Source organism: Xanthocytophaga agilis, assembly GCF_030068605.1.
GTDB lineage: Bacteria > Bacteroidota > Bacteroidia > Cytophagales > 172606-1 > Xanthocytophaga > Xanthocytophaga agilis.
Genome location: NZ_JASJOU010000010.1, coordinates 49,182 through 62,744, shown reverse-complemented (window position 1 = coordinate 62,744; position 13,563 = coordinate 49,182). Strand labels below are relative to the sequence as shown.

Sequence of the window (13,563 nt, the reverse complement as noted above, 5' to 3'; positions counted from 1 at the left end):
TTAATTATACTTTTATCACATAACTTAAAACGAGGATTTTCAAACATGGCAAAAGAAACGTTTGACCGTTCCAAACCCCACGTAAACGTTGGTACCATCGGTCACGTAGACCACGGTAAAACTACTTTGACTGCTGCTATAACTACAGTGTTGGCTAATAAAGGGTTGGCAGAAAAAAGAGATTTCTCTTCTATTGATAATGCTCCTGAAGAAAAAGAACGTGGTATCACTATTAATACAGCTCACGTAGAATATCAAACAGATAAGCGCCATTATGCACACGTTGACTGTCCAGGTCACGCTGACTATGTGAAGAACATGGTTACAGGTGCTGCTCAGATGGATGGTGCTATTCTTGTGGTTGCTGCTACAGATGGTCCAATGCCTCAAACAAAAGAGCACATTCTTTTGGCTCGTCAGGTAGGTGTACCTCAGTTGGTAGTGTTTATGAATAAAGTTGACTTGGTAGACGATCCTGAGTTGTTGGAGTTGGTTGAGATGGAAGTTCGTGAATTGTTGAGCTTCTATAAATTTGATGGAGATAATACGCCTGTTATTCGTGGTTCTGCTCTTGGTGGATTGAATGGCGATCCTCAGTGGGTTAAAACTATCGAAGAACTGATGGATTCTGTAGATTCTTGGATTCCTCTTCCTGTTCGTTTGGTTGATCAACCATTGTTGATGTCTGTAGAAGACGTATTTACTATCACAGGTCGTGGTACAGTTGCTACTGGTCGTATTGAGCGTGGCGTAGTTAACGTAGGTGATGCTGTTGACATCTTAGGTATGGGTGCTGAAAACCTGAAGTCTACCGTTACAGGTGTTGAGATGTTCCGCAAATTGTTGGATCGTGGTGAGGCTGGTGATAACGTAGGTTTGTTGTTGCGTGGTGTCGATAAAGATCAAATCCGTCGTGGTATGGTTATTTGTAAGCCAGGTAGCGTGAAGCCGCATGCTAAATTTAAAGCTGAAGTTTATATCCTGAGCAAAGAAGAAGGTGGACGTCACACTCCATTCTTTAATAAATACCGTCCTCAGTTCTACTTCCGTACAACTGACGTAACTGGTGAGATTAAGCTTCCAGAAAACGTAGAAATGGTTATGCCTGGTGATAATATTACTATTGAAGTACAGTTGATCAATACCATCGCTATGGAGAAAGGTCTTCGTTTCGCAATTCGTGAAGGTGGACGTACCGTAGGTGCTGGTCAGGTAACTGAAATCTTAGACTAATTAATTGATTTGATTGGAATGCCTTCTCATATCTTTTGAGAAGGCATTTTTATTTCTCTTCTTTTAGAAAAGCATAAAAAAAAGAATTTCATAATAATTGAATTTTGTTTTGTTTTTCTAAATTAAATGCATATTTTTGCAGTCCGTTTTTCTGGATACCATACACACGGGTGTAGTTCAAGGGTAGAATAGCGGTCTCCAAAACCGTTGATGGGAGTTCGAATCTCTCCACCCGTGCCCTTAATATAATTCAGCAATCAATACAGGAAATGAAAAAGTTTTTCGCGTTTATCAAAGATTCTTTTGTAGAAGTAAAGGAAAATGTGTCCTGGCCAAAATACTCTGAAGTACAAGCGAATGCTACTTTGGTATTGGTTGCTTCATTATTATTTGCATTAGTGATTGGCTTGGTTGATTTTGGATTTAGAGAGGCTATGCAAAAGATTTATCAATCGGTTTTTAGTAATTAATCACGAAAAACGTATTTTTTCCGATGAGTGAGTTAAAGTGGTATGTACTCCGAGCTGTGGCCGGACAAGAAAAGAAAATTAAATCTTATCTTGAAACTGAAATTGCACGGCATAATTTGTCAGACCACATTTCTCAAGTAATAATACCTTCTGAAAAAGTGTACGAAATTAGAAATGGGAAGAAGAAGGTACGGGAAAAAAATACATTGCCTGGCTATGTGATTATTTCTGCTAATGTTGAACATCCAGAAGTGATGCATACCATTACAGGAATTCCAGGAGTGTTAGGTTTCTTAGGGAACGAGAATAAGCCAGGAACTTCGAGTAAAATACCTGTTCCACTTCGTCAATCTGAGATAAATAGAATCTTAGGTAAGATGGATGAAGAAGCAGAGCAAGGTGAAAAGCTGGAAACTCCGTTTATAGTTGGAGAGACAGTTTTAGTAATGGATGGTCCATTCAAATCTTTTAAAGGTACAGTAGAAGAGGTTTTTGAAGAGAGAAAAAAGCTCAAAGTAATGGTTAAGATTTTTGGTCGGAATACGCCGGTTGAGCTTAGTTATGTTGAAGTGGAGAAAGAAGAGTAATGTAAAAGATTATTTGGATTTATTGTTTGACTGTTACGCCTCAATATATAAGAAGATAAAAGATATATCTAATCTTTCAACCTTCTTTTGCAGTGCACTAAACATGTGAGCTTCCAACACATAAGATAGTGCGAAGTTAGAGAGTTTGATAAAGGAGTGTGACCTTCTTATTTAAAAATACTCTCTTAGCATTTATGATGCGAATCAGTATGTTCCTATTCGCTTAAACTTATTTCAAAAAAATGGCAAAGGATATTGCTGGATACTTGAAACTGCAGGTAAAAGGGGGACAGGCAAACCCTGCACCGCCAATTGGTCCTGCATTGGGTAGTAAAGGTATCAATATCATGGAGTTTTGCAAACAATTCAATGCAAGAACTCAAGATAAAATGGGACAAGTAGTTCCTGTTTTGATTACTTACTACACTGATAAATCTTTCGAATTTGTTCTTAAAACTCCTCCTGCAGCTGTATTGCTAATGGATGCTATTAAGATACAAAAAGGTTCTGCTGAACCTAACCGTAAAAAAGTAGGCTCTGTTACCTGGGAACAGGTAAAGAAGATTGCTGAAACAAAAATGCCTGATTTGAATGCTTTGACAATTGAATCTGCAATGAAAATGATTGCAGGTACTGCCAGAAGTATGGGTATTACGGTTTCAGGGACAGCTCCTTGGGAAAGTTAATTTAAATTTTATACAAACGGAAGAATTACCGCAATCTTCTGGAAAACCTGAAAATAATGGGAAAGTTAACTAAAAAGCAAAAAGAAGCACGGTCTAAATACGATTTGAGCAAAGCGTACTTGTTAGCGGAAGCTGGAAAAATTGTAAAAGACATTACTTATACTAAGTTTGACGCTTCTGTTGATATTGATATTCGTTTGGGTGTAGATCCTCGGAAAGCCGACCAAATGGTTCGTGGGACAGTTGCTCTGCCACATGGAACAGGAAAAGAAGTTAGAGTATTAGTACTCTGCCCTCCTGATAAAGAAGCAGAAGCAAAAGAAGCTGGTGCAGACTACGTTGGTTTGGATGAGTACATTTCTAAGATTGAAGGAGGTTGGACTGATGTCGATGTAATTATTACTATGCCAACAGTAATGGCAAAAGTAGGTAAATTAGGTCGTGTATTAGGTCCTAGAGGTTTAATGCCAAATCCTAAGTCTGGAACTGTAACGATGGAAGTTGGAAAGGCAGTGAAAGAAGTGAAAGCCGGTAAAATTGACTTTAAAGTAGATAAAACCGGAATCGTACATACCAGTATTGGTAAAGTTTCTTTCTCTCCTGAGAAAATTGCTGAAAACCTTCAAGAACTGATGAATACAATCATGAGATTGAAGCCATCTTCAGCAAAAGGAACATATGTACAGTCAGTTTATATCTCGAGTACAATGAGTCCGGGCGTCCAAATTGACAAAACCAGTATTCAAGGTTTGTAATTGCAAGCCTTCTGATGTTAAACTATTTGATGACGATTAACCGTCGAGCTATAACATGACACGCGAAGAAAAAGCGGTTATTATTCAAGAATTAACCGAAAAATTTCAAGAGAAGCCTTTCTTTTATATCATGGATGCCTCTGGCATGACCGTGGCGCAAGTAAATGCTTTTCGTCGTATGTGCTTTGATAAAGGTATTGAATACCGTGTGGTAAAAAATACTCTTATCAGAAAAGCACTGGAACGTATTGAAGGGGATTTCACTCCTTTTAATGATACTGTACTGACAGGATTTTCTGGAGTTCTATTTTCAAATGAGTCAGGTAAAGCACCTGCTGTTTTGATTAAAGAGTTTCGTAAAAAATCTGGTAAAGATAAGCCCGTATTCAAAGGTGCTTCTGTTGATGCAAGTCTTTTCATTGGCGAAAGCAGCCTGGAGACTCTGTATACACTGAAATCCAAAAACGAACTTATCGGGGAAATCGTTGGCTTACTACAATCTCCTGCCAAAAATGTTGTATCTGCTCTGCAAAGTGGTGGAAACAAACTGGCTGGTATTGTCAAAACTCTTCAGGAGAGAGAAGGATAAGCTACAGTATCTTAGCCTGAAACTTCAGGCATTTAAAAAAATCTATCAATTAAATCATTCACTATTAATTTTATAAAACAATGGCAGATTTAAAAGCATTTGCTGAACAGTTGGTTAACTTAACTGTTAAAGAAGTAAACGAATTAGCTCAGATTCTGAAAGATGAGTATGGTATCGAACCTGCTGCTGCTGCTGTAGCTGTAGCAGCTGCTCCTACTGGAGAAACAGGTCCTGCTCCTGAAGTAAAAACAGCTTTCGATGTTATCCTGAAAAATGCAGGTGCTAACAAACTGCAAGTTGTTAAATTAGTAAAAGACCTTACTGGTCTGGGATTGAAAGAAGCGAAAGAATTAGTTGACGCTGCTCCAAAACCAGTAAAAGAAGGTATTGCTAAAGACGAAGCAGATGCTTTAGTGAAACAATTACAAGAAGCCGGTGCTGAAGTAGAATTAAAATAATCTATCTATATATCGGTCTGAGGGAAGAGGCCTGCCTTTAAAAGTCAGGTCTTTTTCCTATTTGTATTATTTAAAAAATGTCACTCTTGTTATATTGAAAGAGCAGATCAGACAGGCTTTGGGTTCATTAGATACTATTTTTTAAAAAATCGGGTGAGTTTTTTGAGAAAAAGATGAAATTGGGAACAATTTTTGCTAAGTAGCCGTTTTATTAGTCGTACCCTCCTGTATTAATCTCCTAACTTAAACATATAAGGCCTTGACTACCAATCGTTTGAACAATCGTATAAGTTTTGCCTCTACACGGCAGTTGGTAGATTATCCAGACTTTCTGGATATCCAATTGCAGTCATTTGTAGACTTTTTTCAGATTGAGACTGCTCCTGAAAAAAGGGCTCAAGAGGGGCTTTACAAGGTATTTATGGAGAATTTCCCGATTACTGATTCACGGGAGAATTTCAAACTAGAATTTATAGATTATACTATTGATCCTCCGAAATATTCGGTAGATGAATGTATAGACAGAGGTCTAACGTATTCTGTGCCCTTAAAGGCTAAATTAAGACTTTCTTGCAGTGACCCTGATAATGAAGATTTTGAGACCATTGAGCAGGAAGTATTTCTGGGCAATGTGCCTTACATGACAGAGAGAGGGTCATTTGTAATTAATGGAGCTGAGCGGGTAATTGTATCTCAATTGCACCGTTCTCCAGGTGTGTTCTTCTCTATGAGTAAACACACAAATGGTACTAAATTATATTCTGCCAGAATTATTCCTTTCAAAGGATCCTGGATTGAATTCTCGACAGACGTAAACAACGTAATGTATGCATATATTGATCGGAAGAAGAAATTTCCGGTAACTACATTGTTACGTGCTATTGGATTTGGTTCTGATAAAGAAATATTGGATTTATTCGGTCTGTCTGAAGAGTTGCCTGTAAATAAAGCTACTCTTAAGCGTATGGTTGGACGTAAGCTGGCTGCACGGGTATTACGTACATGGACAGAAGACTTTGTAGATGAAGATACTGGAGAGGTTGTCTCTATTGATCGTAATGAGGTCTTACTGGAACGTGATCATGTAGTAAAAGAAGGTGATTTAGACATAATACTGGACTCAGAATCCAAGGTTGTAATTGTACATCGCGAAGATGTAAACGTGGCAGATTACAGTATTATTTACAATACATTACAAAAAGATAACTCAAACTCTGAAAAAGAAGCGGTTGAGCAAATTTATCGTCAGTTAAGAAATACAGAAGCACCAGATGAACAAACAGCTCGTGAAGTAATTCATAGTTTGTTTTTCAGTGATAAACGTTATGATCTTGGTGAAGTTGGTCGATATAGAATTAATAAAAAACTAAATTTGGAAATCTCATCTGAGGTTAGAGTTTTAACAACAGAAGATATTGTCTCTATTGTTAAGTATCTAATTGGCTTGATTAATTCTAAAGCCCTTGTTGATGATATTGACCACTTAAGTAATCGTCGGGTGCGTACAGTAGGAGAGCAATTATATGCGCAGTTTGGTGTTGGTTTGGCTCGTATGGCACGTACAATAAAGGAACGTATGAACGTACGGGACAATGAGGATTTCAAACCTGTTGATCTAATTAATGCTCGTACCTTATCATCTGTAATTAACTCCTTTTTTGGAACAAATCAGTTATCTCAGTTTATGGATCAAACCAATCCATTATCTGAAATAACGCACAAACGACGTATGTCAGCTCTTGGGCCAGGCGGTTTATCCCGTGAGCGTGCAGGTTTTGAGGTGCGTGACGTTCACTATACACATTATGGACGTTTGTGTACTATTGAAACTCCAGAAGGTCCAAATATTGGCTTGATCTCTTCTTTGTGTGTGCATGCTAAGATCAATAGCATGGGCTTCATTGAAACACCTTACCTAGAGGTTGACAATGGAAAGGTAAAAGTAGAGCAGGAACCTATTTATCTGACTGCTGAAGAAGAAGATACACACTACATTGCACAGGCTCGTGTAGCAGTTGATGAGAAAGGTAATTTCCAAACTGATAAAGTGAAGACTCGTTATGAAGGTGATTTTCCTGTTGTAGAACCAGAGAAAATTACTTACATGGATGTTGCCACCAATCAGATTGTATCTGTTGCCGCATCTTTGATTCCATTCCTAGAACATGATGATGCGAACCGTGCATTGATGGGATCAAACATGCAACGTCAGGCTGTACCTTTGTTACGTCCAGAAGCGCCGATTGTTGGTACAGGTCTGGAAGGTCGTGTAGCCCGTGACTCTCGTGCATTGGTAGTGGCTGAAATGAATGGTGTCATTGAGTTTGTTGATTCTACTAAGATTGTCGTACGCTATGATCTGACAGATAATCAGCGTCTAGTAAGCTTTGATGAAGAGCTTAAAACCTATAATCTGATCAAATTCCGTCGTACAAACCAAGATACTTGTATCAATCTTAAACCTATTGTCTTTAAAGGACAACGTGTTGTTAAAGGTGATATTCTTTGTGAAGGATACGCGACTCAGAAAGGAGAACTTGCTTTAGGACGTAACTTAATGGTTGCCTTCATGCCTTGGCAGGGATATAACTTTGAGGATGCAATTGTAATTTCTGAAAAAGTTGTTCGCGAAGATATCTTTACTTCTTTACACATTGAGGAATTTGAACTTGAGGTTCGGGATACTAAACGTGGTGAAGAAGAACTGACTTCCGAAATACCTAATGTAAGTGAAGAATCAGTTAAGAATCTGGATGAGAATGGTATTATTCGTGTAGGTTCAGAAGTACGCGAAGGCGATATTCTGATAGGTAAAATCACACCGAAAGGAGAATCTGATCCAACACCTGAGGAAAAACTACTTCGGGCGATATTCGGAGATAAAGCTGGTGATGTGAAGGATGCTTCTATGAAGGCACCTCCATCTTTAAAAGGCGTTGTTATTGATACCAAATTGTTCTCTCGTCCAAAGAAAGATAAAGATGGTCGCGAAAAAATGAAGAATGAGGTGAAAACCTTAATGAAGAAGTATAGTCGCGATCTGAATTCTGTAAAAGATGTGATGGTCGAGAAAATGGTTCAGTTACTGGATGGCAAAACCAGCCAGGGAGTGAAGCATAAGTTTGGAGATGAGGTAGTGTCTAAAGGTGTGAAGTTCTCTCGTCGTAATATTGTAGAAAACTTATTCCCTGATAAAAATATCTATCGGGATGAGAGTTCATATAATGTTCCGGAAGAGGTAAATTTATTGTCTGATCTGACGCTGGAGAATTGGAGTAATGAATCTGAAGCCAATGCATTATTGGAAGATCTGGTTAAGAATTACAATAAGAAGCGGAATGAGATTTCTGCCAGATTTAAACGTGAGAGATTTACATTAGAAGTTGGAGATGAATTACCTGCAGGTATTGTGCAATTGGCAAAAGTGTATGTTGCTAAAAAACGCAAGCTGAAAGTAGGTGATAAAATGGCTGGTCGTCACGGTAACAAAGGGGTTGTTGCCCGGATTGTCCGTGAAGAAGATATGCCATTCTTGGCGGACGGAACAGCTGTAGACATTGTGTTGAATCCGCTTGGGGTACCTTCTCGTATGAACCTTGGACAGATCTATGAAACAGTATTAGGCTGGGCTGGAAGAAAACTAGGTAAAACCTATGCTACTCCAATTTTTGATGGTGCTACTGAAGAACAGGTATTAACCGAGTTAAGAGATGCTGGCTTGCCTGATTTTGGACGTACATATCTTCACGATGGTTTAACAGGACAAAGATTTGACCAACCTGTTACAGTTGGTATTATCTATATGTTGAAACTGGGTCACTTAGTGGATGATAAGATGCACGCTCGTTCAATCGGACCTTATTCATTAATTACACAACAACCATTGGGTGGTAAAGCACAGTTTGGTGGTCAGCGTTTTGGTGAGATGGAGGTTTGGGCATTAGAAGCATTTGGTGCTTCTCATATTCTACAGGAGATTCTGACTGTAAAATCAGATGATGTTGTAGGACGTGCTAAAGCTTATGAAGCTATTGTAAAAGGTGAAAACATGCCGAAACCAAATATTCCTGAATCATTCAATGTATTGGTTCATGAATTGCGTGGTCTTGCATTAGAGATCACATTGGAATAATTGTTTTACGCAGAGTCTGACTGTCATTTCAGACTCTGCGTTGATCTTATCCTATATAAGAAGGAATCATAGTCATAAGCTTCTTTTAAGGATTGCAGGGTTTTAAACATGTATTGTCGCCCATAATTATATTCCTAACCTATGGCTTTTAGAAAAAATAAAAAAATCAACGCAGACTTCTCGAAGGTCACGATTAGTCTTGCCTCTCCACAATCCATTCTGGATAGTTCTTATGGTGAGGTGACACAGCCTGAAACCATTAACTACCGGACATATAAACCCGAAATGGGAGGGCTTTTCTGCGAACGGATTTTCGGACCAGTAAAAGACTGGGAATGTCATTGCGGTAAATACAAAAGAATTCGTTATAAAGGTATTATTTGTGATCGTTGCGGAGTTGAAGTAACGGAGAAGAAAGTTCGCCGTGAACGCATGGGACACATTGAACTGGTTGTACCTGTAGCTCATATCTGGTATTTCCGTTCATTACCTAATAAAATAGGTTATCTGTTAGGTTTACCAACTAAAAAACTTGATCAGATTATCTATTATGAAAGATATGTTGTTATCCAGCCAGGAGTAAAAGAAGAAGAAGGTGTAAAACAACTGGATTTCCTGACAGAAGATGAATATCTGGATATTCTGGATAAGCTTCCTCGTGAAAATCAATTGTTACCAGATGAAGATCCTCAGAAATTCATCGCTAAGATGGGTGCTGATGCATTAGAAATGCTTCTCTCCAGAACTAAGCTGGATGACTTGTCTTATGAGCTTCGTCACGTAGCATCTACAGATACTTCTCAACAACGTAAAGCAGAAGCTTTAAAACGTTTGAAAGTAGTAGAAGCATTCCGGGATGCAAATACACGTATTGAGAACAGACCTGAATGGATGGTTATCCGTATGGTACCTGTAATTCCACCGGAGCTTCGTCCGTTAGTACCTTTGGATGGTGGTCGTTTTGCAACTTCTGATTTGAACGATCTATATCGCCGGGTAATTATTCGTAACAACCGATTGAAGCGTTTGATTGAAATCAAAGCTCCTGAAGTTATTTTACGTAATGAGAAGCGGATGTTACAGGAAGCTGTTGACTCTCTGTTCGACAACTCTCGTAAAGTAAATGCTGTTCGTTCAGAAGGAAACCGTGCACTGAAATCACTTTCTGATATGCTGAAAGGTAAGCAGGGTCGTTTCCGTCAAAACTTGCTAGGTAAACGTGTTGACTATTCTGGTCGTTCCGTTATTGTGGTAGGACCTGAACTGAAATTACATGAGTGTGGTCTGCCTAAAGATATGGCTGCCGAGTTATTTAAGCCATTTATTATTCGCAAACTGATTGAGCGGGGAATTGTTAAAACTGTAAAATCAGCGAAGAAAATAGTTGATAGAAAAGATCCGGTTGTTTGGGATATCTTGGAAAATGTACTGAAAGGGCATCCGGTTCTGCTAAACCGTGCTCCTACATTGCACCGTTTAGGTATTCAGGCATTCCAGCCAAAACTGATCGAAGGAAAAGCAATTCAGTTGCACCCTCTGGTAACCACAGCATTCAACGCTGACTTTGACGGTGACCAGATGGCGGTACACGTACCACTAGGTCAAGAGGCAATTCTGGAAGCATCTTTATTGATGCTGGCATCTCATAATATCCTGAACCCTGCTAACGGTGCTCCAATCACAGTACCTTCTCAGGACATGGTATTGGGATTATATTATGTAACCAAAGGACGTAAACATACTCCTGAATATCCTATCGCAGGCGAAGGCTCTATCTTCTATTCTGCAGAAGAGGTAATTATTGCTGTTAATGAAGGCAAGTTATCTAAGCATGCCAATATTAAAATTCGTACAAAAGTACGGAATGAAAATGGCGAACTGGAAACGAAAATTATAGAGACGGTTGCCGGTCGTGTTTTGTTTAACCAAGCTGTTCCAGAAGAAGTTGGATATATTAATGAATTGCTAACCAAAAAGAAACTACAGCAAATCATTGGTCATGTCTTCAAAACAGTAGGTATGTCTCGCACTGCCAAATTCTTGGATGATATCAAGGAACTTGGTTTCCAGATGGCATTCCGTGGTGGTTTATCAATTGGATTAAATGACGTGAAAGTGCCAGAGGCGAAAGCAAAACTAATTGATAATGCAGTTGGTGAAGTAGACAATGTTTGGAATAACTACTTGATGGGTCTTATCACTGATAACGAACGTTATAACCAGGTAATTGATATTTGGACTCGTGTAAATACTCAGATTACAGAGTCTTTGATGAAACAACTGGAAGGTGACCAGCAAGGATTTAACTCCATCTATATGATGATGCACTCTGGCGCACGGGGTTCTCGTGAACAAATTCGTCAGTTAGGTGGTATGCGGGGTCTAATGGCTAAGCCCCAGAAAAACTTGCAAGGTTCTGTAGGGGAGATTATTGAAAACCCAATCATTTCAAACTTCAAAGAAGGTCTGGATGTATTGGAGTACTTTATCTCTACACATGGTGCTCGTAAAGGTTTAGCCGATACTGCATTGAAAACCGCTGATGCTGGTTATCTGACTCGTCGTTTGGTGGATGTGGCTCAGGATGTAATCATTAACGAAAGTGATTGTGGTACATTACGTGGTATAGTCGTAACAGCTCTTAAAGATAACGAAGATATTGTTGAACCACTATCTGAACGTATCTTGGGACGTGTTACTGTACATGATGTATTTGATCCAATCACAAATGAACTGATTATTGCTTCTGGTGAACAGGTAACAGAAGAAATCGCTACACGTATTGATCAAACAAGTGTAGAGGCTGTTGAGATTCGTTCAGTATTAACTTGTGAAACTCGTCAGGGCGTATGTGCGAAATGTTACGGACGTAACCTAGCTTCTGGTCGTATGGTTGAAAGAGGTGAAGCGGTTGGTGTTATTGCTGCTCAGTCTATCGGTGAACCAGGAACACAGCTTACCCTTCGTACCTTCCACGTCGGTGGTGTGGCGTCAAACATTTCTTCGGATGCAAACATCAAAGCTAAATTTGATGGGGTGATCCAATTCGAAGAACTGCGGACTATCACTACAGTTAACAACGAAGGTGAGAAAGTAAACGTTGTAATGGGACGTTCAGGTGAGATCAAAATTATGCAGGAAGGTACTGATAAAGTATTGATCAGTAACCACGTACCATATGGTGCATTCCTAAAAGTGAATGATGGTGAGAAAGTGAAACGTGGTGATGAACTTTGTTTCTGGGATCCATATAACGCTGTAATATTGTCTGAACTGGATGGTACTGTTCAGTTTGAATCGATTGAAGATGGTGTGACCTTCCGCGAAGAGTCTGACGAACAGACTGGTTTCCGTGAAAAGGTAATCATTGATACAAAAGATAAGACGAAAAACCCTGCAGTAGGGGTATATACTAAAGACAAAGAAGGTAAGTCATATAACATGCCAGTAGGTGCTCACTTGGCCGTTGAAAACGGATCAACTGTACGTGCTGGACAGGTACTTGCGAAAATTCCTCGTGCAATAGGTAAAACTCGTGACATCACGGGTGGTCTGCCTCGTGTAACGGAATTGTTTGAGGCACGCAACCCTTCTAATCCTGCTGTTGTAAGTGAAATTGATGGTGTTGTTACTTATGGAGGTATTAAACGTGGTAACCGTGAGATCTTTATCGAATCCCGTGATGGTGTTCGTAAGAGATATATGGTGCCATTGTCTAAACACATCCTGGTACAGGATAATGACTTCATTCGTGCAGGTGCACCACTTTCGGATGGGGCAATTACACCTTCCGATATTCTGGCTATCAAAGGTCCAACTGCTGTGCAGGAATATCTAGTAAATGAAATTCAGGAGGTTTACCGCCTACAAGGTGTGAAGATCAACGATAAGCACATCGAGTGTATTGTACGCCAGATGATGCAAAAGGTTGAAATCATTGAGGCAGGTGATACTAACTTCTTACCTGGTCAATATGTGGATCGTTTTGAATTCCGTGAAGCAAATGATCTGATTATGAATATGAAGGTAGTTTCAGATGCAGGTGATTCTGAAAACCTGAAGCCTGGACAGATTATTTCTTCCCGTCGTTTGCGTGATGAAAACTCAAGTCTGAAACGTCGCGACTTACGTCTGGTAGAAGTAAGAGATGCTGATGCGGCGGTTTCTCAGCCGACATTGCAGGGTATTACACAAGCCTCTCTGGGTACAGAAAGCTTTATCTCTGCTGCATCGTTCCAGGAAACAACTAAGGTATTGAGTGAGGCTGCTGTGCGTGGTAAAGCAGATCAATTGATTGGTTTGAAAGAAAACGTAATTGTTGGCCACTTGATCCCTGCTGGTACTGGTATGCGTCGTTATCAAAACCTGATTGTTGGTTCTCAGGAAGAATTGGAAACAATGACTACTGCCAAAGAACGTCAAACCAGTTCTCGCCGTCGTGAGCTTCAGGACTAATCTAATCTATAAAATAGATTGATAAAATATAGTTAAAAGAGTTATGGGATACTTCTCATAACTCTTTTTTTTAAGGATAGGGCATTCAGTAATTAGGAGAAATTTATATCTTTTCTTCCAGAAGCAGGGCGATATTTCTATCTTGTGGCTTGAAACTGATAAGTTGTTAGCGAAGGAGATAATCTAAAAATATATCAT

At 39.3% G+C, this 13,563-nt stretch carries 9 protein-coding genes and 1 tRNA gene; all 10 read left to right on the top strand.

Features of this window, described 5'->3' with window-relative positions:
* The first annotated feature begins 45 nt into the window (after positions 1-45).
* The 10 genes from tuf (at position 46) to rpoC (ending at position 13,365) form a co-directional block, all read left to right on the top strand.
* Positions 46-1,233 (top strand): elongation factor Tu, encoded by a 1,188-nt coding sequence (tuf, locus tag QNI22_RS25000; protein WP_314514777.1) that lies wholly within the window; start codon positions 46-48, stop codon positions 1,231-1,233.
* A 166-nt stretch (positions 1,234-1,399) separates the two neighbouring features.
* Positions 1,400-1,470: transfer RNA gene (locus tag QNI22_RS24995), tRNA-Trp, on the top strand.
* Between the two features lie 32 nt (positions 1,471-1,502).
* Positions 1,503-1,703 (top strand): preprotein translocase subunit SecE, encoded by a 201-nt coding sequence (gene secE, locus QNI22_RS24990; protein ID WP_313976705.1) that lies wholly within the window; start codon positions 1,503-1,505, stop codon positions 1,701-1,703.
* A 23-nt stretch (positions 1,704-1,726) separates the two neighbouring features.
* Entirely contained in the window at positions 1,727-2,290 is a 564-nt protein-coding gene (gene nusG, locus QNI22_RS24985) for a transcription termination/antitermination protein NusG (protein WP_313976704.1), read from the top strand.
* A gap of 242 nt (positions 2,291-2,532) precedes the next feature.
* Positions 2,533-2,976: a 50S ribosomal protein L11 gene (gene rplK / locus QNI22_RS24980; RefSeq protein ID WP_313976703.1), complete on the top strand. Its 444-nt coding sequence runs from the start codon at positions 2,533-2,535 to the stop codon at positions 2,974-2,976.
* Positions 2,977-3,032: 56 nt separating this feature from the next.
* On the top strand, positions 3,033-3,731 hold the full coding sequence (rplA, locus tag QNI22_RS24975) for a 50S ribosomal protein L1 (protein ID WP_313999822.1): 699 nt from the start codon (positions 3,033-3,035) through the stop codon (positions 3,729-3,731).
* A 55-nt stretch (positions 3,732-3,786) separates the two neighbouring features.
* Positions 3,787-4,320, top strand: coding sequence for a 50S ribosomal protein L10 (gene rplJ / locus QNI22_RS24970; protein ID WP_314514773.1), 534 nt, complete (start codon positions 3,787-3,789; stop codon positions 4,318-4,320).
* Between the two features lie 80 nt (positions 4,321-4,400).
* Positions 4,401-4,778: a 50S ribosomal protein L7/L12 gene (rplL, locus tag QNI22_RS24965; RefSeq protein WP_314514771.1), complete on the top strand. Its 378-nt coding sequence runs from the start codon at positions 4,401-4,403 to the stop codon at positions 4,776-4,778.
* 259 nt (positions 4,779-5,037) lie between these two features.
* A complete protein-coding gene (gene rpoB, locus QNI22_RS24960) occupies positions 5,038-8,910 on the top strand; it encodes a DNA-directed RNA polymerase subunit beta (protein ID WP_314514768.1) in 3,873 nt (1,290 codons plus the stop codon).
* Positions 8,911-9,051: 141 nt separating this feature from the next.
* Complete coding sequence (gene rpoC, locus QNI22_RS24955; RefSeq protein WP_314514765.1) at positions 9,052-13,365, top strand: DNA-directed RNA polymerase subunit beta'; 4,314 nt, start codon at positions 9,052-9,054, stop codon at positions 13,363-13,365.
* Positions 13,366-13,563 lie beyond the last annotated feature (198 nt).